Here is a 24275-nt window from a genome sequence, read left to right on the forward strand (position 1 = left end):
CCGTGAAAATAACCGATACAGCCGTAAAACGACCCGTTTTTGCTATCGTCATTAACTTACTGCTACTCACTTTTGGTATCGTGGCGTTTACGATGTTACCACTAAGAGAATATCCTGACATTGAAACCCCGATAGTCAATGTCAGCACAGATTATACCGGTGCATCTGCCGCGGTTGTTGAAGCGAAGATCACGCAAGTACTTGAAAATCGAATATCCGGTATCGAAGGTATTAAAAGCATTAACTCTTCGAGCCGCAATGGGCGATCGAACATCACCATCGAGTTCAACATCGACAGAGACATCGATGCCGCAGCCAATGATGTCCGTGAGCGGGTATCCCGTGCCCTCGATAGATTGCCTGAACAAGTTCGTCCGCCGGAAGTCTCTAAATCCAGCGATGATGAAAATGCCATAGCATGGTTTGTTTTGAACAGCACCTCTATGGACACTTTGCAGTTATCCGATTATGCCCAACGTTATATTGTTGACCGCTTGGCTGTGGTCGATGGTGTATCTCGTGTGATCATTGGCGGCGAACGTAAATACGCCATGAAAATTTGGCTAGACAGACAAGCCATGGCAGCCAGAGGTATAACCAGCACTGACATAGAGAATGTGCTTCGCCGTGAAAATGTTGAGCTACCCGCCGGCGAAATAGAGTCTCAAGATCGAGATTTTGCAGTACGTATAGTGCGTGGTTATACCACCCAAACTGACTTTCATAATCTCGTTATTAAGCGTGGAGAAAATGGCTACCAAATTACTCTTGGTGAGGTTGCAAAGGTTTCATTAGAAGCACAAGACGACGAGAGTACCTTCAGGGGTAATGGCATTAATATGATTGGTTTGGGGATTGTTAAGCAAGCCAAAGCAAATACTCTAGACGTGGTTGATAATGTTAAAACTGAGCTTGTTTCGATCAAACGTAATTTACCGGATGGTACCCTGATACAAGATAGCTATGATTCATCGATTTTTATTCGCGAATCTATCACCGAAGTTTACCGTACCCTCGCAATTGCCATGGGGCTGGTGGTTTTAATTATCTTTATCTTCTTGGGCAATGTTCGCGCAACACTTGTGCCAGCAGTGACGGTGCCTGTCGCACTGATTGCAACGTTTATGTTTTTATTGGCGATGGACTACTCTATCAATTTACTTACCCTACTCGCTTTGGTATTGGCGATTGGTCTAGTCGTCGACGACGCGATTGTAATGCTAGAGAACATCCATCGCCGAATTGAGCAGGGGGAGCCTCGACTACTGGCGGCATTTAGAGGCGCTCGTGAAGTTGGTTTTGCCATTATCGCCACCACCCTAGTGCTGGTGTCCGTGTTCGTTCCTTTGGTGTTTATGGATGGACGTATTGGCGCTTTATTTACTGAATTTGCACTGGCAGTTAGTGCTGCGGTCATTTTCTCAAGTATCACAGCGCTCACCCTGTCACCGGCCCTGTGCTCAAAGGTGCTCAAGCAAGGTCAAAGTGCTGGTCGTTTTTCACATTGGATGAACAACAAGTTTGCTCGAATCGAAGAAGCATATAAAAATGTGTTAATTCGCAATATTCACAGCCGCATTGCGTTACTACTCATCCTACTACTAACAGTACTCGCCAGTTATGGGTTGTTTAATAAAATTCCATCCGAGCTCACACCGAAAGAAGACCGTGGCACATTTTTCATCATGATGAGTGGTCCTGAAGGTGCAAGCTATGAAAATAACGCTCAAAATATGGCCGAAATTGAACAACACCTAATGCCATATGTGGAAAGTAAAGAGCTTAGTAGAGTACTTATTCGTGTACCAGGCTGGGGTAACATGGGTGGCGTAGCCATTGTCGGTATGCCAGACTGGGACGAGCGAAAACGGTCGACCTGGCAAGTCATGGCCGAGATCAGTGGAAAAATGCAACAGGTCACCGATGTCCGTGCATTTGCCATAATGCGCCGAGGTATTGGCGGAGGCGGTTCATCACGTCCTGTTGAGTTTGTTATTCAAGGTAATGATTATCAAGAGCTGGCCCAATGGCGAGATAGAATATTTGAACGTGCCCGCAATAACCCTGGGTTGGTCCGTTTAGATCATGACTTTAAAGAAACCTTTCCACAGTTTCTAGTCAGTATTAGCAAACTCAAGGCTGCTGATATGGGGGTTTCAACCGAAGATATTGGGCGTACTCTCGAAACGATGCTTGGACAAAGGCGCGTCACAACTTTTATCGATAGAGGGGAAGAATACGACGTCATACTTAAGGGAACGAAAGCAGACTTTACTGCACCGACAGATATCAATGATGTCTTTGTCTCATCACGAACTGGGCAACTCGTTCCGTTAGACAGCCTAATTAGCATCAAAGAAGAAGCCACTTCGGCTCGATTGAATCGCTACAATCGTATGCGTTCAATTACCATCACAGCAAACCTTGCAGATGGATATACGTTAGAGCAGGCCTTAAGCTTTTTGAATCAAATCGCAGATGAGGAAAACCTCACCGATGGCGCCATTGATTATAAAGGTGAATCACAGCTTTTTTACGAAGGTGCTTCAGCTATGACTTATGTATTTATCTTAGCTTTGGTGGTTACTTTTTTAGTACTAGCAGCGCAATTTGAAAGTTTTGTCCACCCATTTGTGATCATGCTTACGGTGCCACTTGGCCTTATTGGCGCAATGCTTGGCCTGTATTTTAGTGACAGCTCACTCAATATATACAGCCAAATAGGGATTGTTATGTTGATCGGATTAAGTGCCAAAAATGGGATTTTAATTGTAGAATTTGCGAATCAGCTGCGAGATAAAGGCGTTGCTTTTGAGCAAGCTATCGTCGAAGCCGCTTCTCAACGCTTAAGACCCATTATTATGACTTCATTAACGACGGTGATGAGTGCCATTCCTTTAGTGCTTGCTACCGGGCCTGGTTCTGAAAGCAGAATAGTTATCGGCGTGGTCATTTTTGCTGGCGTTAGCCTTGCTACCATCTTAACCTTGTTTGTAATACCAACTGCTTATAGCATATTGGCACGGCGCACACGCTCACCTGAGCATACCGCTGCAGCGCTTGATTCGCAGCACAGCGCCCATCCAATCCTAGATCATAACGAGGGAGTAGAACGATGAGTAAGAGTCAAGTTGCCACCTTTGGTGGAGGCTGTTTTTGGTGTATCGATGCCGCTTTTCGAAAAGTTAAAGGGATCCACAAGGTCATTTCAGGGTACAGTGGTGGGGAAACATTAGACCCCACGTACAAAGATATTTGTACTGGTACAACCAAGCATGCAGAAGTAGTTCAACTGGAGTTCGACGCCAAAGAGGTGTCGTTCGACACGTTGCTGTCAATGTTCTTCGCACTGCATGATCCGACGCAGTTAAACCGTCAGGGTAATGATATCGGTACCCAGTACCGCAGTGTCATATTTTACCATTCAGATGAACAAAGAAAGCAAGCAGAGCAAGTTATAAATGCGCTAAAAGATAGCTTTGCAGACCCTATCGTGACAGAGCTCAGCGCAATTGGGGAGTTCTACAGTGCGGAGCAATACCACCAAGATTACTTTAATGAAAACCCAAATCAAGGGTATTGTAGTATTATGATTGCTCCCAAAGTTGCCAAATTTGAGCAACAATTTGCGCACTATTTAGAATAAAAAAGTGGGCAAATGCCCACTTTTTTAGAAACGATACTGCAGGTTCACAAATACGCGGCGTTCCGGCGTATTATAGTAGTTTACAACAGTTGGGTTGCTTTGCTCATCGGTGACTAAGCTAGAAACAACCGCGTGATAGCGTTTATCGAACAAGTTTTCGACTCTTGCTGATAACTTCAGTTGATCAGTAAAAGCGTAATGAGCAACTAGGTTGGCTAACGTATACGAACTCAGACCAAATACCTCACCGCTTGGGTATAACGTTTGCGCGCTATCTCGTCCACCACGGAATTGAATTTGCGTAACGACTTGAAGATCACCCCACTCTTTTGCAAGTTGCCAGTTTGCAGTGTGTTTCGCAACGCGTGGAAACGGCTTATTCTTTGACTCATCTTTTGCATTGACGAAAGCATAGTTAAAGCTTGACTCAATCCCATACATCAATGTTTTTGCAATACTGATTTCGAGGCCTTGATGCAGGGCATCATCCACATTCGCTGGTGCCCACTGACCTTGCGTATTCGGTGCCCAAGCAATTTTGTTCGTATAATCCGTTCTGTAAATAGCAAAGTCGATGCTGGTCTGAGCAAGCTCAGCCTTCAAACCAATTTCAAAATGTTGAGACTCTTCGGGCTCTAAGTCAGGGTTTCCAGAGCCTGGGAAATACAAATCATTAAATGTCGGAGCTTTATAACCTGAGTTGTGCGCAATTCTGAAGGTCGCATCACGATGAACTTTATAGCCCAATGCCACACTGTGAGTTATTTCACTGCCAAACTGTTCGTCATCATCATAACGTACCGTCGCTTCTAACAAGGCTTGCTCATACTCGTATAGCGAGCCCACAAAAATACCGAGCGAATCTCGTTTACCTAATTGATACATAGTGGTCGATTCCGAGACATCATCTTCTGATGCAGTCACACCGCCATGTAAAATTAGATTTTCCTGAACATCGAAGCGCCCATCATAAGCAAACGTTGTACGCAAAGTCTCAGTGTTGCTGGTGCTAAGTTCGCCCACATTGACTGACTTATCTTTGGATTGAGAAGCGCTAAACAAATGTGAAGTATTCTCTAGCTTCATTTCATAACCAAGGCTTAAAACTTGATTATCAAATTTGCTGAGGTATTCAGTTGCCAGATCAGAACCAAATGCGTTGTCATAGGCCGTATCCCCCTCGCTGCCCTGAAAAGCAGCAAATACTTTGCTATTTTGTGCAATCTGATATTCTGCTTTTAAGCCAAAGCTGGTATTTTCGTGCGTATCTGAATCGGGTTGTTTACCTTGCAACACATCGAAATTATCCGTTTCTTCAAGCCCTAAATTTGCGCTGATTGTTAAGTCTTCATGTGTATACGAAGTCGCTGCTTGTGCACTTCGATAACGATTACTTCCCAACGCGACATCTATTGTCGTATGTTCTGATTTTCTAGTAATGATATTAATTACACCAGCCATCGCGTCTGAACCATAAATGGCCGCACGCGAACCTTTCACCAACTCGATGCGCTCGACACTTTGTAGAGGGATGTTCTCAATAGACTTATAACCTAAAGTGGCAGAGCCAACACGGATACCATCTATTAATATCAAAGTATGTTTTGAGCTTGCACCTCTCAGTGATAAGCCAGTCGCATGACCAAAACCACCATTTGAATTTAGTTGAATGCCCGCTTGTTGAGATAGTACTGAGGCAAGGTCGCGTGCACCACTGCGCTCTATCTCCGTACGCTCGATAACTGAGACAGAAGCTAGGACGTCTTTTTGCGACTGTTCAATCTTATTCGCTGTTACGGTAATGCGCTCTATGTTTTGAGTCGCTGACGTGTGAAATGAAACCGCCGCCAATACAGCAGCACTTAGCGCAGATATTTTTAACATGAAGATCCCCTACTTTGTGCCCACCGCACAAAGTTAATCAAGTGAGTCAAATTCAAGGCCGGTCTCCGGGCTCAACCATCTAACTGTAGTTTTACCGTTGCGGGGGCAGCGTTGGGTTTGCGAATAGGCGCACCAACTTCCCGATTATCCAATTTGTCTACAGGTTTGCTGTAGCTTTTGGCACCTCGAAAATCAGCGCATATTGTCGGAGATCTTTAGGGGGAATGTCAATGGACGTCTAGAGTTCCAGAGCAGATTTAGACCTGAAACTCTAGCGAGATCAAAGATTAGTCTCTGAAGTTTTTAAACTGGAAAGGCTGACCCAATTCAGCGGTGCGAATTAATTGCATAACTTCTTGCAAATCGTCACGTTTTTTACCCGTCACACGGACTTCTTCGCCTTGAATTGCAGCCTGAACTTTCAATTTAGAATCTTTGATAAGCTTCACGACTTTTTTAGCCATATCTTTGTCAATGCCCTGCTTTAGCGCGACCTTACGAGCGAACGTTTTGCCGCTGCGCTCAACATCTTTAAGCTCAAAGCTGCCAACATCTAAACCACGTTTTGCTGCTTTACCAACAACCATGTCAAACAGCTGCATCACTTGCTGTTCTGACTCAGATTTTAACTGGATCACTTCATCTTTTAATTCAATAGAAGCTTCTACACCACGAAAATCATAACGCGTCTCTAATTCTCTGTTTGCGTTATCTACCGTATTTTTCGCTTCTGTCATTTCTATTTCAGATACAATATCAAAAGAAGGCATTGCTTTCTCCTCAAAAAAATTTGATTTGGATTATAACAACGCTCATTGGCAATAAGATACCGTTTTATTAACGAACTAATTATTGAAGTGAGATCGTGTTATATCAGTGCGTTTAGAAGACTCAATATTTCGCAATTTTACGTTAATCCATTTTTCAGTTTTCAATGTTATACTGAGTCTCCATCAAGTTGAAGTTGGAGTGCTTGTGACAAGACGAGTATATCAAACACTATTATTATTATTTTTGATAGCCTTTACTTATCTGTTTGCCAGAGAGGTGCAAGTTCAGAGTATTCGTATTTCTCATTTGGATAAAGTTGCCCATTTTGCGGTCTTCTTTGTGCTCGCCTTTTTTTCATATCGAGCGTTTAAATTTAAACCTTGGTTTCACATGGTATTACTGACCAGCTATGGTGCGTGTATTGAATGGATGCAGTCTACGCTGCCATATCGCCAAGCTTCATTGGGTGATTTTGTTGCCGATGTATTAGGTGCTTTTAGTTACTTTGTGTTCCTTTGGTTAATACGCAAATACCGAGCGCGAAAAAGCCCACAGGTAGGCGATACTCAGTGAGTAGCGTCCATATACTAGGAATGGGGGCCGTAGGCCTCCTATTCGCTCATCGTTTAGCACAACATCAAACTGTCACCCTTATTACTCGTACACCCGCTGTAGATAATTTCCATATTATCGAGCACGACCAAACAACACAGCTGGCTGTAGCATCAACAACCTTAAACACATTAAATAGTAAAATTACCGATTGTCTGATCCCCGTAAAAGCCTACCAATTGCGTCAAGCGATTAAAGACATAGCCCCTTATTTAAGTGACGATGCCAACTTAATTATCAGCCACAATGGTATGAGTGACATCACAGAAATAACGCCGCATTTAAAACCACATCAAGGGCTATTTTTCCTAACCACTTCAATGGGGGGGATGAAACCAAAGAACGATACGGTCAGATATACGGGGGCGGGACTTACTCAGCTTGGTGCATGTAACTCCGTCGCCAAAGAGCGTCAGAAAAAGGTCTTTGATACGCTGTTCAAACCTTGTATTACCCCTTTGGAATGGGTGCCAAACATATCAGAAGTTCGCTGGCAAAAATTATGTGTCAATATCGCCATCAACCCGCTCAGTGCGCTACTACAGTGCAAAAATGGCGAGCTCAGATCCCCCAAGTATTCACATCAAATTTTAGCCTTATTAAATGAAGCATGTCATATTGCGCGATTGGAAGGTGTTAATTTGACGCTCTCTTTAGAATTGGCACGCGCTTATAATGTCATGACACTCACCGCCAATAACCATTCTTCCATGGCACAAGATATAAAGCATCAGCGGCAAACAGAGATCGATGCAATTTGTGGTTTTATCGTGAGACAAGCAAAAAAACAGGGTGTCAAGGCACCAGAAAATGAACGTATTTGGCAGTTGGTAAAACAAAAAGAGCGGGCTTAAGCCCGCTCTCTTATTATGGTCTGTACACTTTAACCTTTGTATAACCATTCTCATGGAGTATTAAGGCTTGGAGCTGACTCATTACCCCTTTGTTACAATACAAGTAATAATCCTTGTCCTGAGGTAGGTCACCAAACTTGGTGGCGAGCCGGAAAAATGGCAAATGGATCACCTCAACGCCATCCAACTCAAGTGGTTCTGCATCTTCTTCTTCAGGTGAGCGAATATCTACAACGACGGCATTGTCTGGAAGATCAGATACATTTTCTGCTTCTTTCACCTCTTCTTTTGCTTCTTCTTCAATATCGCGAATGTCTTTAATTGTCGCGTTATTTACCACTGTCTCTAAGACATCAAAGTCAAACTTAGCTTCTTCAGCTTCAATTTTTTCCAATACCGCTTTCACAGTCGGCTTTTTGGAGATAACGCCACAATATTCAGGCATAGCTTCTGCCATTTCACAGGTGCCGATATCTCTGGCAATACGAATAATCTCTTCTTTATCGTGTTGAATAAGCGGCCTTAATATTAACGTCTCGGTCACCCGGTCAATCACACTTAAATTAGCCAGAGTTTGACTAGATACCTGACCAATGCTTTCGCCTGTTACCAAAGCTTGAATACCCAGTTTTTGTGCCACTGAACTTCCCGCACGCATCATCATTCGTTTAAGAACGACCCCCATTTGGCTGTTTTCGACATTTTCCAAAATTTCAGCCACTACAGGCTCAAAGTCAACAGTAATGAATTTAACGCGGTGTGTTGAGCTGTATTGCTTCCACAAATAATGGCTGACCTGTTTTACGCCAATTTCATGCGCTGCGCCGCCTAAGTTGAAGAATAAAAAGTGTGTACGCGCGCCTTTCCTTATCATCTGATAGGTGGCGACACCAGAATCAAAGCCTCCAGATACCAGAGACAATACATCTTCTTGTGTCGGCAGCGGGAAGCCCCCCAAGCCTCTATGTTGACTTCTAACGATATAAGCAAACTGATCTTTGATTTCGATTTTAACCGTTTCTTGTGGCTTGCTTAGCTTTACTCCGGCGGTGTCAACATTTTGGTTTAACCCGCCCCCCACATAACGCTCAACATCACTAGAGGTAAAGTCATGATTACCTTGTCGTTTAACTCTCACACAAAACGTTTTATGTTCAATCTGAGATTTAACCAAAGGTAAAGTATGCTGGTAAATATCATCTAAGGTCTCAAAGTGTTCTTCCTGCACCTCTAAAAACAACACGATACCGGGTACACGTTTAAGACCGTCGATTAAAGCCAATCGAGTGTTGTCATCATTGAGCTTACTGACAACCGTAATATTGTCCCAATTATTTTTAACGGTTATAGCTTCGTCTACACGGCTGAGTAGCAACTTGATGTTTTTTTCCAAAATCTTTGTAAAACGCTTTCGCACCGATTTGCTTTTAATAACAATTTCAGGATGCAGCTTGACGATAAATTTAAGCATAAGAAGTCACTCTTTGGTGTGAAACTACAAACGTATTAAACGTCCAATCATTTTAAGGCGCGGGATTATAACAAACTTATTAAAGACTAGGAAATAAACAATTAATTTGGCAAATTTATAGGTCAAAAATAGGCAGAGACCGCATAGCAGTGGCAGTCTCAGGCCCCTCAATCAACAAACGCTAAGCGATACTGGGAAGCGCAGTATCGGCCTGTTCCTGATAATAATTTAGCAACTGGACAACTTTGTCTCGACTTAAATCCGTTGCATAAGGTTTAAACAACATCAATACTTTCACAATGCCATTGTAAATGTCTTTTTGCTCCAGAACCCCAGTCATTCTGCGGGCTTTAACGTAGGGTGTCCAAAAGCTTACGACCATTTTCAACATGTGTGCTAATTCGTCGGTATCCGTATCTTCAATATCAATTACACCAGCGTCACGCAGTCCAACCACAACGGCTTTTACCTGTTCAAACAAGTGACTTTGAAATTCTATGTAGTCGTTTTTAAGCCCCTTGTCTCGCGCTAGAATGTCAGTCAAGTTGTCGTAAAAGAAGTGATAGCGCCACATCAATTCAAATAGAGAGTCCAAATATTGAGTGAGTTGCTCTAGCGGCTCATGTTCGATACTGAGCGGTTTAAAGTGCGTTCTCAAGTGCTCACTATACAAGGAAAAAATATGCCGAATAATGTCTTCTTTATTTTTAAAGTGATAATACAAGTTGCCAGGGCTTATCCCCATATTGGAAGCAATATGATTAGTTGTGATTGCTCGCTCACCATGCAGGTTGAACAGGGCAATGCTTGTACGAATTATTTTTTCCTTGGTATTCATATCCAACTCTCTTTACACGCTAAAATGAATTTAGCGGGTCTAATGACCCGCTTGGTTAACAGAAAATAGCACTAAACATATGCAAGGTTAAATGAGCAAATTTGAAAGCAGACCAGTGAATTTGCTTGAGAAGCTTGCTAACATAGCAAAAATTTTTTTTGTGTTGCCATAATCCAATGAAAGTTATAGCGCTTTATCCAGGAACATTTGACCCACTCACTAATGGGCATTCAGACCTTATCAAACGTGCTGCAAAAATGTTTGACACAGTACTACTAGCTATTGCACATAACCCATCAAAGCAGCCATGCTTTACATTAGATGAGCGTGTAGAGCTTGCAGAGCAAGTGCTTGGCGAGCTCCCTAATGTCAGAGTAATCGGTTTTTCTGGCCTGTTAGTCGACTTAGCCAAAGCACAAAATGCCAATGTCCTCATTAGAGGCATTCGTGCAGTCTCGGACTTTGACTATGAATTTCAGCTTGCCAACATGAATCGTCGACTTTATCCACAACTCGAAAGCGTATTCTTGACCCCCTCTGAAAGAAATTCATTTATCTCGTCGACGCTCGTAAAAGAAGTAGCACTACATCATGGTGATGTCAGTGAATTTGTCGATCCAATCGTTGCAAAAGCACTGATGGAGAAGTTACATAAATGAAATTAAAGCTTATTTCAGCAGCTTCTCTCTTAGCAGTGTCTTTGCATACTGTGGCGAGTCCCTGGATTTCAGCCCAAGACAGTACAACAAAACACTCTATTGATTTATTGGTAAGTCATGGGCTTATTAACCGCCCAGTCAACCAGTACCCATTGCTGTGGCAAGGCATTGCCCATGACCTAAGCCAAATTGATTCAACACAACTGTCGGAACAAACCGCTTTTGCAGTCAGTCATCTAAGACATGTATTGAATAAAGATAAAAGAGCCGCTCACTCCGGTATAAAAGCGCATTATCATGGAGAACCAATCACACGCTCAGGTATGGGCGAAAACACGCGTTCGAAATCCGGCATTCAAACATTTGGGGCGTTGACAGGCAGCAACATCAGTGCGCGCGTCCAAGTCAATTATGCTGACGACGCATTAGATGGAAAGTATATCAACCATCACGGCAGTCATGTGGCGGTATTATTAGGTGATTGGGCACTCAGCGCAGAACGGTTAGATTATTGGTGGGGGCCTGGTAATGAGACCGCACTTTTACTGTCTAGCAACGCCTCACCGATGAAAGCCGTCAGGTTGAGCCGCGCCAACACTAACTACATGGGACCGAAATTTTTATCATTCATCGGACCATGGCAAGTCACAGCGATTGCAGCGAGACAACAACCACATAATGCTTCAGGCGATTTTTGGGGCGCGCGTTTTTCCGCTTCACCTATACAAGGGCTCGAATTAGGCTTTGCGACAACGGGCAGTGACTTTGTTTATCTAACTCAAGAAAACAACGAAGAAAGCAATAAGCAACGCATCACCAGTATTGACTTTAAATACTCGTCCCTCATTGGCGTGCACCCATTCGCAGTTTATGGTGAATATACCGGTGACAACAAGAATGGGCTCCTGCCAGATCAACCACTATTTACGCTAGGTGTTGAAAGTTATTGGACAAGCATAGATAGCAGAACTAAAGCGTTTATTGAATACAGTGACACCGTTACCGATTGCACAGCGCAGTCTCACAGTTTTCAGTGCCACTTTCAGTCACCAAATTTAGGCTCTGACTATCAAGAGAGAGGCCAATGGCTTGGTGCAGCCATTGGGCCTCAAGCAAGCAGTTTGACCATTTCAGCGGATTACTTTCAGACCGATGGGGTCGGTGGGTTTATTAAACTGAAGCGCATGGAATTTGACGCACTCCAATTGGACCGAACCTTTCTTGAGGTTGGTTATCAGCAAGGTGTTCTGAGTGGGCTAATGAAAGCGAGCTTTAGCATTTGGCAAGATGAAACCCGCCAGCAGAGTGACACGGAAAGTGCAGTGTCATTTAGCTGGGAATATCAATACTAGATAATACATATTGGGCTGCTATACTCAGCCCAAATTCTATGCCTGTTTCGCACGCCAAAGCTTTTTTGAAGCCAATTGAATACCTAATAAATCTCGGTTAAGAATCACCACGCCCACCATGATTAAATCAATCACATTGACCGTCGTAGAATAGAAATACCATAACCCCCACGGTTGATAGTTTCCTAACATATAAGAGTCGATAAACATTGCAAGAAACAATGCAGAATTAATTGATAACCCGATGCAACAGTAGGTGAGTACTGGTTGTATGACTTGATGCTTGAAGAGGCATTGCCGCGCAATTAACAAACAAATAATTGTCATAACATCGTATGCGAGCAAAATACCAAAGTCACTGGGTTGAAATTGGGTAGATAAGGAAAGATCGCTTACGCCATAAGACACAGCCAAGATAACGGAGCAAGAAAGCGTTTGTAAATTTTTATTGATGGCTAAAACATAAAAAAATATGTTCAATAAACTCGCCATTACGAAGCCCCAGATAACAAGGGCTCCTATACTTAGTCCGAAATAATCGTATGCCATTAGCCTTGTTGCAGCTAGCCCCCATAGGGTGGTTTAGGGTAAATACCACTTCCACGAGCGCCTGAAACTGCTCTTAAATTTGCTTCACTTTCAATAACATTACCAGAAAGCACCTTTGCTTTACTAGTACTATTAGATGTATTGGTACGCTTACGCTTAAATATAGACATTGTTTTCCCTTTATTAATATTTACGTCACCTACTGATATGAAAAAATTCATATAGATAACCATATTGATGGGCTTTACACTGCAACACCCGGGCCACATGATATAGAAAAAAAACAAAAAATTCACCTAAGTTAAAAAAAACACCGAAATATTTAAAAAGCGTACAAGAAAGACTTCTTTAGTTAGGGGAAGCAGATAGGGATATGCGCGGAGGTGGATTGTAGGTTGCTGTATAACAGATACTTTCTTTGGTCTGTCGAGAAAAAATGGGGCCCGCCGAGTCAGGCAACCCCCCACTTAATCAAAGTTCCATTCTATGGCGAAGAAAAAGACTTAGCTGATTTGATCGCTTCCGTCACTTGAGGCAAAGATGTGCCGCCCAAAGCCTGACGCGCGGCAATACAAGCGGCAATTTCTAGCCGCGGGTAGACATCATGGTCAATTTGTGGACAAACACCTTGGAACTCCTCCAGTGTGAGCTCTTCTAGGTTTTTGCCCTGAGAAATCGCATGTTGCACTAGTTGCCCGACAATGTGATGACCTTCTCTGAACGGAATATTTTTCGCTACGAGGTAATCTGCCAATTCCGTCGCATTGGCGTGCCCACCTTTCGCTGCCGCTAAAGTTGCCTCACCATTGACCTTCAGCCCCTTAATGCACGCTTGAGCCATATGCAATGACGCAATCCATGTGGGTAAAGCATCAAACAGTCCCTCTTTGTCTTCCTGCATATCCTTATTGTAGGCAAGTGGAAGCGCTTTTAAAGTCATCATCATGGCACTAAACGCTCCAAAAACACGCCCTGTTTTACCGCGGATCAGTTCCAATGCATCTGGGTTTTTCTTTTGTGGCATTAATGACGAACCTGATGTCACATTGTCTGATAACTCGATAAAGCCAGACTCACCACTGTTATAGAAAATCATATCTTCAGCTAATCTTGACAAATGCATCATGGATATTGACGCACAACTGAGCAACTCGACAACGAAGTCTCTGTCGGAGACGGCGTCCAAACTATTTCGCGTGGCGCGGCTAAAGCCCAGCTCATGCGCTAGCTTCTCTCTGTCAACCGGATAAGCTGTGCCAGCTAGCGCGCCACAGCCCAGAGGACATTCATTTAACCTCTCGATTGCATCTTGCAAACGAGAAAGGTCACGGTTAAGCATTTCCACATATGCCAAGCACCAATGGCTGAACAACACTGGCTGAGCGCGTTGCAAATGTGTGTAACCTGGTAAAATAGTGCCCAACTCACGTTCAGCGAGCGCGATGAATTCATCTTTTAATTGCGTAATGGCCTCAACAACCTGCTGCGCGGTTTGCCGACTCCACAAGCGAAAGTCAGTAGCAACTTGGTCATTGCGGCTACGTCCCGTGTGTAACTTTTTACCTAAATCACCCACTTTATCGATTAATTTGGCCTCCACATAAGAGTGGATATCTTCATATCCACTTTGTGCAATGTCCTGTGGCGACTGTAGCGCATCGCCTAAAAGTGCATTCAACCCATTGACAATACGCTCGTACTCTTCATTAGACAGCACTTCTACTTGCTTTAATGCACCCGCCCACGCTATCGAGCCAACAATGTCTTGCTCCACTAATTGATAATCAAAAGGCAAAGAGTCATTAAATTGCTTAAATGCTTGATCAGGCCCCGTTGAAAAACGACCTCCCCATAATGCCATGTCCGTACTCCTCTCGCTCAATGCTATGACTTCTGTTTATTCAGTGCTGCAATTCTACTAGACAGTGAAAATAAACGAATAAACCCTTCCGCATGAGATTGATCATATACGTCGTCTTCACCAAAAGTTGCAAAGTCTTCACTGTACAGGCTGTTTGCCGATTGTTTTTGAACCGCCACTACCTGGCCTTTATAAAGCTTCAAAACAACTTCTCCTGAAGCATCCACAGCGAGGGCTTGTGCAGCGGCTAAAATGGAGTCTTTCAGTGGCGTAAACCAACGGCCATCATAAACAAGGTGAGAAAACTCACTCGACAGTGTCTCTTTCCATTTTCGACTGGATTTATCGAGTACTAATTCGTCAATGGCCTGGAGCGCGGCCATGATCACTGTGCCACCGGGTGTTTCATAACATCCTCTCGACTTCATCCCAACTAGACGATTTTCGACAATATCAATTCTGCCAACACCGTGTGCAGCAGCAATATCATTCAACTTCACCAGACATTGGTAAGGGCTGTACCGCTCACCATTCACACCAACAACCTGCCCTTGTTCCACTAAAAGCGACACATACTCCGCTTTATCTGGCGCCAGCTCTGGAGATGTGGTTAATGTCCAAACTTGATCACTGGGCTGGTTCCATGGATCTTCAAGCTCACCACCTTCATGGGAGATATGCCAGATATTCGCGTCTCGGCTATAGATTTTTGTTGCAGAGGCTGCACAAGGGATCTGTCTGTGTGCCAGATAGTCAAGTAACGATTCCCGACTAGATAACTCCCATTCCCGCCACGGCGCGATCACGTGTAGATCGGGCGCAAGTGCTGAAAAGCAGGATTCAAAGCGAACTTGATCATTCCCTTTACCGGTACAGCCGTGTGAGAGTGCATCAGCACCAACCTTACGTGCGACTTCAACCTGCGCTTTAGCAATAATAGGACGTGCCATCGAGGTACCAAGTAAATAAGTACCTTCGTAGACAGCACCAGTTTGCAAAGTTGGGTAAATGTAGTCACTCACCAACTCTTCTTTGAGGTCAACAATGTGGCATTCGCTCGCGCCAGAAGCGAGTGCCTTTTCTTCAACCCCCACCAATTCCTCTTCACCTTGACCGACGTCTGCGACGAATGCGACTACTTCGCATCCGTAATTTTCTTTTAACCAAGGCACGATTGCAGACGTATCCAAACCGCCGGAATACGCTAATACCACCTTTTTTACTTCTTTCATAACTGTGAACCTTTATTGAAATTGGTTGTTTAACAAGGTAACCAGTAGCGCATTCTGGGCATGCATCCGGTTTTCTGCTTGTTGGATAATTTTAGAGTGTTTGCCATCCATTACCGCAGAAGTAATTTCCAACTCTCGATGCGCAGGTTGGCAATGTAAAACTGTTTGAGCACCTGTTTGCTCTACCAGCTGTTGGTTTATTTGATAGGGCATAAAGACTTCTTTGGCGTGCTCTGCAGTAATTTGACTGCCCATAGAAACCCATGTATCGGTATATAAAATATTAGCCCCCGCGGCAGCTTCTACTCGATCACTGACCATAATGCTGGCACCATTTACCGCGGCCATTTGCTCTGCTTGCTTAACAATTTGAGCTTCTGGAGAATGCCCTTTAGGACACACAGCCACAAAATCAACCCCTAAACTCGCAGCAAGTAGCATCAACGAATGCGATACATTGTTCCCTTCACCGAGATAAGCGAGCTTCAAACCGCTTACATCGCCATAAACCTCTTGTATCGTCATAAAATCAGCTAAAGCCTGACAAGGGTGGTATAAATCACACAAGCTATTAACAACAGGCACTGAGGCGTAGTCAGCCAAGGTCGTCAAAGTACTGTGATGATTAACTCTGGCTACGATTGCATCAGCCCACGTTGAAATGTTGAGTGCAAAGTCTTTCACCGACTCCCTGCTACCCATCGCCCCATTTTGTTGATCTAAATAAACAGCATGTCCACCGAGTTTGTTGATCCCGATGTCAAACGACAGACGCGTACGTAAACTGGGTTTCTCGAATAAAGTGACAACTGATTTACCAGCAAGTGCCTGCGCAAAATCTTGTGGTTGCGCTTTGATTTTATGTGCGAGTGAAAGCAACTTTAACAATGCATCTTGGTTATACTCTAAACCAGTAATAAATACATTTTCCATGATATGTCCTAAGGTAATATTTGAGTTCCAACATGTTCGCCTTTTATTAGGGCGACTAAGTTTTCTGGCTTTTGCCAACTGGAAATGTAAACACCTCGTCGTAAGTGTTGGGCAGCGTGAAGACTGGTCTTAACTTTGACCTCCATCCCGCCCACAATCACCTTCTCATCGATTAATGCCGTGATTTGCTCTGAATTTAAAGTGTGTAATGGCTGTTTTTGCCCATCTAATACGGCCTCAACGTCGGTCATAAAAATGAGTTCGCCTTGCACTGCTTGCGCTATCGCTGCTGCGGCTTCGTCGGCATTCACATTGTAAAGATCGCCATTTTCACCAAGCCCGACCGAACTAACTAAAGGGATCCTTCCGAGATCTAAAAGTTGGTCGAGTAACCCCTGATCTTTCTCGGTGTAACACGTACCTACTTGTCCCAACGCTTTGAGCTTTTGTTTCGTCATCAAGCCCGCTTCGTACAAACATGTACCCACGGGTTTTAGGCCAGCTACAATTGCCTGTCCCATAAGCTGCTTATTGGCACAACCAGCTAACGCGCCGACAATGTAAGGCATTTGTTCTTTTGGGCTAATTCTTAGTCCCTGATGCTTCGCTGTTGCAAACCCAGCATCTTGTAACCAGCTATCAACCAAGGCCCCACCACCGTGCACAATGACAAACTGTTTATCACCTTGCTCACTTAACCTTGCCAGTACTTTGAACAGCTCCAATGCAGCTTGTGCTGTATTAAGAACTGCCCCGCCTACTTTCACTACCCATGTTTGTTTTGCTGTCATGATTAGTCCTTTAATCCCTTAGTTGCGTTGAACCCGCTAACAATGTTCATGCATTGTAAAGCCTGTCCAGCCGCCCCTTTTAAGAGGTTGTCAATTGCCGAAACAATGATAAGTTGTGTGCCTTGCTGCTGCCAACCGATGTCCACATAGGGTGTACCAGCCACCCCTTTGATTGACGGTAACGTGTTACCTTTCAATCGGATCAAAGGCTCGTCGGCAAGCACCTGATAAGCAGCAGCAACATCGTTTTCGCTGACATCATCGCTAAGCTGTACATAAATAGTTTCAAGAATACCGCGAGAAAAATTACCTAAATGCGGAGTAAACAAAACGGGGTGATCTAAATACTGCGTTATCTCGGGGCCATGGCGGTGATTAAACAAGCCATATGGCGCTAAGGACACCTCACAAAATTGTGTATTAATGGCTGCCTTTCTGCCTGCGCCGGTGACACCAGACACCGCATTGATAATAACTTGGCTGTCCGCAAGTAAACCTGCTTGCTTTAATGGTTTAAGTGCATTGAGCGCCGCAGTAGGGTAACAACCAGCCACTGCGACTAACTGAGCGTGTTCAATACCTGCTTTGTTCCACTCCACCAGACCATATTCCGCGCTATCAAGTAAAGCTTGGTGAGGGTGAGGAAAACCATAGTACTGTTCATACAGGGATGAGTTGGCCAATCTAAACCCACCAGATAAGTCAAATACCTTCACACCCAAATCAAGAAACTTGGGTGCTAACTCAACGCTTACCTTATGATCTGTGCAAAGACACACATAATCTGATGCGTGTGCTATTTGCGCAAAGTGCGCATCACATAACGGTTGCAGCGCGATATCAAGCAATCCAGTGTGTTCAGGATATAAATCACTGAGTAATTTGCCCTTGTCTAAACTTTGTTGGGAAACGTAACACCCGATGAGGTTAAAGTTGGGATGATTGGCTAGTAATTTGGCTAATTCTGCACCACTATAGCCACTGGCGCCTATGATAGAAACATTCAACATCGATAACTCTTCTATTTGATTATGGTAGGGAGTCAAATTTGCTAAAGATGAAGTGTTCGTCGCATTTGCCAACCCCAAATAATTATTCTGTAAAAATGAATTGATATTCATAGTAAACACATATAAATTTTTACGCAACATCTTTGGATAAATATTTTGGAGAATTATGTCTCTTCCGAGTTTTATTGATATGTACAAAGGTCTAATTGCACTCCCCTCAATCAGTGCGATTGATAAGCGATTGGATCAAAGTAATAAGGCGGTCATTGAGACTTTAGCCGCATGGTGCAGTGAACTGGGGTTTACTGTTGAAATCACAGAGCTAGAAAATGGGCCGGGTAAATTTAATCTATTGGCTAAACGCGAACCGCTCTCCGGTCCATCATCAGCCGGAGGACTTATGCTTGCTGGGCACACTGATACCGTGCCGTACGATGAGTCCAGATGGAATTCAGATCCGTTCACTTTAAGTCAAAAAGACAACAAGTTATTTGGCCTCGGTAGCATCGATATGAAAGGATTCTTTGCTTTTGTAATCGAAGCTATCAAGGCCTTTGAGCATAAAGACCAAACCGCGCCTATTTTGATCTTAGCGACTGCTGACGAAGAAACCACCATGGCTGGTGCCCAACAAATTGCCAAGCATCAGCAATTAAAACCAGACTACTGTGTAATAGGTGAGCCAACCGATATGGTGCCGGTGTTTACACACAAAGGACATATGAGTAGTGCGATTCGAATAACGGGTCGCTCAGGCCATAGTTCTGATCCAGAGAGGGGGCTCAATGCGATTGAAATCATGCATAATGTGATGACAAAACTGTTACATTTAAAAGAAGAACTTAAGAATAAATATTCAATTGAACATTTCGCTGTTCCTTATCCGACAATGAACCTTGGTCATATTCACGGAGGGGACAATGCCAACCGGATCTGTGGGTGCTGTGAGCTCCATATCGATATACGCCCGCTGCCCGGCTTAAGTATCATTGAACTACAACAAATGCTCTTGGCTGCGACACAGCCCATTAATGATCAATATCCAGGCAGTGTAGACGTCATCGATCTGCATGAACCTATCCCAGCTTTTAATGAGCAACCAGATGCCGGGCTTGTTAAGCTTGCCGAAAAGATATCCGGTCAAACAGCAGTCGCCGTGAATTACTGCACTGAAGCGCCGTTTTTACAACAATTAGGATGTGAAACTTTAGTGATGGGACCTGGCTCGATTCAACAAGCCCACCAGCCTGATGAGCATTTAGCGATGGAGAAAATAAAGCCTAGTCAACAGATGATCACCGAACTTATTAGGCGGTGTTGTTTTACAGAGAAACAAAAAGCAAGCGAATAGCTTGCTTTTTGTACTGTATCGACACCATTTTGCAATGTCTTACTTTAATGTTTCCTTGCGCGCATTGTAGTAGTCAATCAAGTCATCAATCGCTTGCTGGCAGTATGCTTTGATGCCAGATACCAGCATGTGCTTTTCACCAAAGCCTACCTTTTTACCTTGGCTCAACAGTTCGAAACGCAAGATAATCTTTCCTCGTTTACCTTCATAGCTAAATTCAGGCTCTGCCGCTTCAAGTGTCACCTCTGATACATCAAGCGTATCTAAATGAATAGACATAGACTCATAGATCACCATAGGACGAGCAGGGTTAATCATCACTTCCTGCTGGCCCATCAGTGGAATGATTACGTGCGGGAATGCTTTACCGGAAAAGGCAACATAACTTTTTATTAAACTTTCTACTAATTCAGCGCACTGTTTACTTTCCCCTGAGCGCTTAACAGACATCATCACCTTATCGTTAGACACAATATCAAATGCTTCTGCGCCCTGCGGGAACTCTAAAAGGGATGTTTCGTCCACCATACCAGAAAAGGTAAAGTGCATCTCTTCACTCACACCATACTTATCTAACACCAAAGAAAACAGTAAATCTCCAGGGACACAGAACTTCTTGGCATCAATATCGTGCAAAGGATTAAAATCATCTGCCACTTGCTTTGCAAATTGACTGCCTTGTTCACGGCTGATCACGAGTTTATTGGTTTCTTCTTGATAGTAAGGTGTAAGCATAGTTAACTTCTTTCTTGCATGAAAATCGGGCTATATTAGCAGAATTAAAGCACAGAGAGGTCATATCTGTGCCTTTGTATTGTAACGTCAAGTTTCAAAAGGCTTTTTAAATAAATATAAAGTGCTATCTGTCACTATTTACCGACATTACCTCATGTCACTTGTCGCTCTGTAGACGAAAGAGACTGCTAAAATTACAGTACTGCACTTAAAGGTTCTTGGCCCCAAGCAAATAAAATTAGCACAGTCAGAAGTACAAAAATGCCATAGCCTATCCAGCCTCTTCTCATTTTTGGCGACTTTGCTTCAATATCACTTTTTCCAGTTAAAAGCGTTTTGAGTAAATTAACTCCTTTAATGCGATACATCACTATCGCTGTAATATGCACTGCAATCGCAACAAGCAACAGATCAATATTGAGCTGATGAATATCGCCAGCTAATTCAGCAAGCTCATAACTGATATAAGTAACCAGTGGACCTTCCATTAAAATGTCGTCCGTGGTCATTAAACCTGATATTAGTTGAATAAAAATCAGTATGAAAAACAGCAACACCATAACGCTCCCCGCAGGGTTATGCCCAACGTGCGGAGACTTTGATTTTAATGCTTGAATGATATGTCTTGGTCTGTGAAACAAACTGCTTAGTTTGGCGGTATCACTTCCGAAAATGCCCCAAACAATACGTGTCACCATAAGTGCTAATAACAAATAGCCAACAATAAAGTGCAGATCTAACCACCCTTCTTCACCTGAAAAGTATAAAACTGCGATACCAATGACCAATAGCCAATGAAACCCTCGAATAAAGCCGTCCCAAACTTTCGTCATAATTGCCCCAATTACTGTGTTTTTGTCAAAGATTACCTGAGCCATGCCACAAAAACGATGCTTTTATGCGTTTTGATGCGATTTTATTGAGATAAGCCAAAAAAGGGAGAAATCATATGACAATGAGATCTCCTCACCCGTTATCAACGTGTAACTAGTGTCAACTGTACCAGATTTACAGGCTGGCCCGAATTATCTTGCTGCTTTTATCAAGGGTCACTGCTTGCTGCTCACCTAGAGCGGTCATACCGTGCCTTTCTAGTTGATGTGTGATTTTGTCTACCGCATCCTCACCAATACCATAATCACTTAAGCGCGTTTTCATATTTACACTTTGGAAAAATTGTTCTGTACGTGCTATCGCGGATGAAATAGCACTGTCCTCATCTGTAATGTCTAGCCCTAACACACGCTCAGCATACTGCAACAGTTTATCGCGTTTTAGTGCTTGTTGCTCCGCCATCACTCTAGGCAAAATAACAGCCAACGTCTGCGCATGATCTAACCCATACACTGCTGTGATTTCATGACCTATCATATGCGTTGTCCAATCTTGCGGTACACCCGCCCCAATTAATCCATTCAATGCCATCGTGGCCGACCACATCACATTCGCACGCACTTTATAGTCCACGTCCTCAGATATTAACTTAGGGCCCTCTTCCATTAATGTCATAAGCAGCCCTTCAGCGAACCGATCTTGTACTTTGGCATCAACAGAGTATGTGAGATATTGCTCCATAGTGTGGACAAAGGCATCAACAACCCCATTCGTTAACTGCCGCTGTGGCAAAGTCTTCATGACTTGCGGATCAAGTACCGCAAATTTAGGTTGTACTTCAACTGATGCGAACGGCAGTTTATCTTGAGTTTCACTATTTGACACTACACTAAAGCTATTCGACTCTGAACCTGTTGCCGGTAAAGTCAGCACTACACCGATAGGTAACGCCGAAGTAACTTCTGCACCTTTGCTTAGAATGTCCCAGGGTTCACCGACGAAATTGGCTGCCGCGGCAATAAATTTACTCCCATCAATCACGGAGCCACCGCCCACAGCTAAGATGAAGTCGTACCCTTCTTGTTTTATTTTTGAAACGGCCTGCATACAAGTTTGATAAGTTGGATTTGGCTCGATACCCGAAAACTCCCCCCAACTAAAGTCACTGAGTGCTAAGCTAACTTGTTCATAAATGCCATTATTTTTAATGCTGCCTCCACCATAGATCACAATGACCTTGGCGTTTTTTGGTATTGCTTTAGTGATTTCAGCAATTTGGTTTTCACCAAAAAATATTTCTGTCGGATTATAAAAGTTAAAATTCTGCATACTTGCCCCTGTTATGACTACTTAGTGATAATACGCTCAGTTTAAAGAGATAGCTCTGCAAGATCATTATTCAGGTCGCAAATCACTTTTGCACAGCTGCAACAATACATTAAAATAAACCTTTATATTTGCGATTGAGGAATTTATATGTGGCAAGGTCTGGATATTTTTCTGGCAGTGGTAGAACAAGGTAGCTTTAGCAAAGCGGCGCAAGCTCTTGATGTATCAACCTCTCACGTCAGTAGGCAAATTCAGCGATTAGAAGAGCGACTTGGCACAGTACTGTTGCAGCGAACAACCCGCAGTATCAACCTCACCGACGAAGGCGCGGCCTATGCCAATAAGTTAAAAGTTATCCAGCAAGAGTTAATCGACGCCAACAATGAATTACAAGGTGTTCAACACACACCAAAAGGACCAATTCGTATTACGGGCGCAGGGGATTTTATGGCTAACCGCGTGGCCCCAGCGATTGCGCTGTTTTGCAAGCGTTATCCTGAGGTTAATATTCACATTGATTTCAATGCTAGAAATGTAGATTTAATCGAAGATGGGTTTGATTTAGCCATTCGCTTTGGCAGGTTGCAAGACTCGCGACTGGTCGCGAGAAAACTTAGCGTACGTAACATGATGCTACTTGCTAGCCCGGATTATCTGCGTACCGCTCCCCGACTAGAAACTCCCTTAGACTTGCTTCATCACAATTGCCTAATCGCCATCTCAAACCGTTGGCGATTTACTCTAAACGGCGATATTGAGGAAGTGAAAGTGAATAGTAAGTGGCGTAGCAACAACCCACAGGCCATCATTCATGCTTGCAGAGCGGGGTTGGGCATTGCACATTTGGCCGAAGATATTGCGGCAGAGTACGTTGACTCTGGAGAGTTGATTTCTTTACTACCTGAATACCAAGTAGGAGACAATGCATCTTGGCTTATCTACCCACGTAAAGATCTTATCCCATTGCGCGTCAGGCTGCTCATAGAGTTTTTAATGGCACAGTTTAAATAAGGCACCGGCTTGCACAGCTTGATTAATTCATATACCATTTAAATCGCACACGATTAAATCTAGAGAGATTAAAATGTTCTACGAATTTACCGCAAATACGCTACAAGGTCACCCTTATCACTTTTCAGATCTACAAGGAAAAGTCGTGCTTATTGTCAATACCGCCAGCAAATGCGGCCTCACACCACAATATGAAGGTCTCCAGCAGTTACATAAAGAATTTGGCGAAAATGGCTTAGAAATCATCGGCTTCCCTTGTAATCAATTTGGTCAGCAAGAACCAGGCAGTGCCAGTGAAATTCAGCAAGGATGTTTGATAAACTATGGAGTAGACTTCACGATGATGGAAAAAATAGATGTAAATGGTCAACAAGCACATCCCATCTATCAATACCTAAAATCGGCTTTACCAGGATTAATCACCAATAATATTAAATGGAACTTTACCAAGTTTCTCATTGGCAAAGACGGTCAGCCATTGCACCGCTATGCCCCAACCACCAAGCCCGAGAAAATCAAGGCGGATATCTTAAAAGCGTTGCAGGCTTAATC

23 protein-coding genes and 1 riboswitch are annotated in these 24275 nt (G+C 43.5%); of the genes, 9 read left to right on the forward strand and 14 right to left on the reverse strand.

Annotation, left to right across the window (positions count from 1 at the left end):
- The first annotated feature begins 2 nt into the window (after positions 1-2).
- Both L1286_RS07745 and msrA read left to right on the forward strand, forming a co-directional pair.
- Positions 3-3119 carry an efflux RND transporter permease subunit gene (locus tag L1286_RS07745; RefSeq protein WP_235406330.1) on the forward strand — a complete coding sequence of 1039 codons (3117 nt, stop codon included), beginning with the start codon at positions 3-5 and terminating at the stop codon, positions 3117-3119.
- The gene (gene msrA, locus L1286_RS07750; RefSeq protein ID WP_235406331.1) at positions 3116-3646 is read left to right on the forward strand and encodes a peptide-methionine (S)-S-oxide reductase MsrA; all 531 of its coding nucleotides are present in this window, start codon (positions 3116-3118) and stop codon (positions 3644-3646) included. Before L1286_RS07745 ends, msrA begins: the two co-directional genes overlap by 4 nt.
- A 24-nt stretch (positions 3647-3670) precedes the next feature.
- Here msrA and L1286_RS07755 read toward each other — a convergent pair whose 3' ends face one another.
- Together L1286_RS07755 and L1286_RS07760 are read right to left on the reverse strand one after the other, a co-directional pair.
- Positions 3671-5530: a TonB-dependent receptor domain-containing protein gene (locus L1286_RS07755; protein ID WP_235406332.1), complete on the reverse strand. Its 1860-nt coding sequence runs from the start codon at positions 5528-5530 to the stop codon at positions 3671-3673.
- 39 nt (positions 5531-5569) lie between these two features.
- Positions 5570-5733, reverse strand: a riboswitch (cobalamin riboswitch).
- Positions 5734-5817: 84 nt separating this feature from the next.
- Positions 5818-6300 carry a YajQ family cyclic di-GMP-binding protein gene (locus L1286_RS07760; RefSeq protein WP_063358679.1) on the reverse strand — a complete coding sequence of 161 codons (483 nt, stop codon included), beginning with the start codon at positions 6298-6300 and terminating at the stop codon, positions 5818-5820.
- 205 nt (positions 6301-6505) lie between these two features.
- On the opposite strand from L1286_RS07760, the gene L1286_RS07765 reads away from it, so the two are divergent.
- Positions 6506-6874, forward strand: a complete 369-nt coding sequence (locus tag L1286_RS07765; protein WP_235406333.1) for a VanZ family protein — start codon at positions 6506-6508, stop codon at positions 6872-6874.
- A complete protein-coding gene (locus L1286_RS07770) occupies positions 6871-7767 on the forward strand; it encodes a ketopantoate reductase family protein (protein WP_235406334.1) in 897 nt (298 codons plus the stop codon). Before L1286_RS07765 ends, L1286_RS07770 begins: the two co-directional genes overlap by 4 nt.
- A 13-nt stretch (positions 7768-7780) precedes the next feature.
- Here the strand turns inward: L1286_RS07770 and thiI are convergent, their stop codons facing one another.
- On the reverse strand, positions 7781-9238 hold the full coding sequence (thiI, locus tag L1286_RS07775) for a tRNA uracil 4-sulfurtransferase ThiI (protein ID WP_235406335.1): 1458 nt from the start codon (positions 9236-9238) through the stop codon (positions 7781-7783).
- A 181-nt stretch (positions 9239-9419) separates the two neighbouring features.
- Positions 9420-10076 (reverse strand): TetR/AcrR family transcriptional regulator, encoded by a 657-nt coding sequence (locus L1286_RS07780; RefSeq protein WP_235406336.1) that lies wholly within the window; start codon positions 10074-10076, stop codon positions 9420-9422.
- Between the two features lie 176 nt (positions 10077-10252).
- Here L1286_RS07780 and coaD point away from each other — a divergent pair, with 176 nt between their 5' ends.
- Both coaD and L1286_RS07790 read left to right on the forward strand, forming a co-directional pair.
- Positions 10253-10735: a pantetheine-phosphate adenylyltransferase gene (gene coaD / locus L1286_RS07785; RefSeq protein WP_235406337.1), complete on the forward strand. Its 483-nt coding sequence runs from the start codon at positions 10253-10255 to the stop codon at positions 10733-10735.
- Entirely contained in the window at positions 10732-12087 is a 1356-nt protein-coding gene (locus tag L1286_RS07790) for a capsule assembly Wzi family protein (RefSeq protein ID WP_235406338.1), read from the forward strand. The genes coaD and L1286_RS07790 overlap by 4 nt, the downstream gene beginning before the upstream one ends.
- A 36-nt stretch (positions 12088-12123) precedes the next feature.
- Here the strand turns inward: L1286_RS07790 and L1286_RS07795 are convergent, their stop codons facing one another.
- From L1286_RS07795 to argC, 7 genes are all read right to left on the reverse strand, one after another.
- Entirely contained in the window at positions 12124-12567 is a 444-nt protein-coding gene (locus L1286_RS07795; RefSeq protein ID WP_235406339.1) for a hypothetical protein, read from the reverse strand.
- Positions 12568-12650: 83 nt separating this feature from the next.
- On the reverse strand, positions 12651-12806 hold the full coding sequence (locus L1286_RS07800; protein ID WP_235406340.1) for a hypothetical protein: 156 nt from the start codon (positions 12804-12806) through the stop codon (positions 12651-12653).
- Positions 12807-13120: 314 nt separating this feature from the next.
- Positions 13121-14497: an argininosuccinate lyase gene (gene argH, locus L1286_RS07805; RefSeq protein ID WP_442961690.1), complete on the reverse strand. Its 1377-nt coding sequence runs from the start codon at positions 14495-14497 to the stop codon at positions 13121-13123.
- A gap of 23 nt (positions 14498-14520) precedes the next feature.
- A complete protein-coding gene (locus L1286_RS07810) occupies positions 14521-15729 on the reverse strand; it encodes an argininosuccinate synthase (RefSeq protein WP_235406341.1) in 1209 nt (402 codons plus the stop codon).
- Positions 15730-15741: 12 nt separating this feature from the next.
- Positions 15742-16662 (reverse strand): ornithine carbamoyltransferase, encoded by a 921-nt coding sequence (locus L1286_RS07815; RefSeq protein ID WP_235406342.1) that lies wholly within the window; start codon positions 16660-16662, stop codon positions 15742-15744.
- A gap of 8 nt (positions 16663-16670) precedes the next feature.
- Entirely contained in the window at positions 16671-17453 is a 783-nt protein-coding gene (argB, locus tag L1286_RS07820; RefSeq protein ID WP_235406343.1) for an acetylglutamate kinase, read from the reverse strand.
- A gap of 2 nt (positions 17454-17455) precedes the next feature.
- Positions 17456-18460 carry an N-acetyl-gamma-glutamyl-phosphate reductase gene (gene argC, locus L1286_RS07825; protein WP_235406534.1) on the reverse strand — a complete coding sequence of 335 codons (1005 nt, stop codon included), beginning with the start codon at positions 18458-18460 and terminating at the stop codon, positions 17456-17458.
- A 169-nt stretch (positions 18461-18629) separates the two neighbouring features.
- Between argC and argE the strand changes: the two genes are divergently transcribed.
- Complete coding sequence (gene argE, locus L1286_RS07830; protein ID WP_235406344.1) at positions 18630-19814, forward strand: acetylornithine deacetylase; 1185 nt, start codon at positions 18630-18632, stop codon at positions 19812-19814.
- 39 nt (positions 19815-19853) lie between these two features.
- On the opposite strand, the gene L1286_RS07835 is transcribed toward argE, so the two are convergent.
- The 3 genes from L1286_RS07835 to L1286_RS07845 all read right to left on the reverse strand — a co-directional run bounded on the left by L1286_RS07835 (position 19854) and on the right by L1286_RS07845 (position 22712).
- Positions 19854-20549 carry a DUF3581 family protein gene (locus tag L1286_RS07835; protein ID WP_235406345.1) on the reverse strand — a complete coding sequence of 232 codons (696 nt, stop codon included), beginning with the start codon at positions 20547-20549 and terminating at the stop codon, positions 19854-19856.
- A gap of 194 nt (positions 20550-20743) precedes the next feature.
- On the reverse strand, positions 20744-21382 hold the full coding sequence (locus L1286_RS07840; RefSeq protein ID WP_235406346.1) for a cytochrome b/b6 domain-containing protein: 639 nt from the start codon (positions 21380-21382) through the stop codon (positions 20744-20746).
- Between the two features lie 175 nt (positions 21383-21557).
- Complete coding sequence (locus tag L1286_RS07845; protein WP_235406347.1) at positions 21558-22712, reverse strand: iron-containing alcohol dehydrogenase; 1155 nt, start codon at positions 22710-22712, stop codon at positions 21558-21560.
- Between the two features lie 147 nt (positions 22713-22859).
- On the opposite strand from L1286_RS07845, the gene L1286_RS07850 reads away from it, so the two are divergent.
- Positions 22860-23723: a LysR family transcriptional regulator gene (locus tag L1286_RS07850; RefSeq protein WP_235406348.1), complete on the forward strand. Its 864-nt coding sequence runs from the start codon at positions 22860-22862 to the stop codon at positions 23721-23723.
- Between the two features lie 67 nt (positions 23724-23790).
- Complete coding sequence (locus L1286_RS07855; protein ID WP_328284208.1) at positions 23791-24273, forward strand: glutathione peroxidase; 483 nt, start codon at positions 23791-23793, stop codon at positions 24271-24273.
- Positions 24274-24275 lie beyond the last annotated feature (2 nt).

This window comes from Pseudoalteromonas sp. SMS1 (assembly GCF_021530565.1).
GTDB lineage: Bacteria > Pseudomonadota > Gammaproteobacteria > Enterobacterales > Alteromonadaceae > Pseudoalteromonas.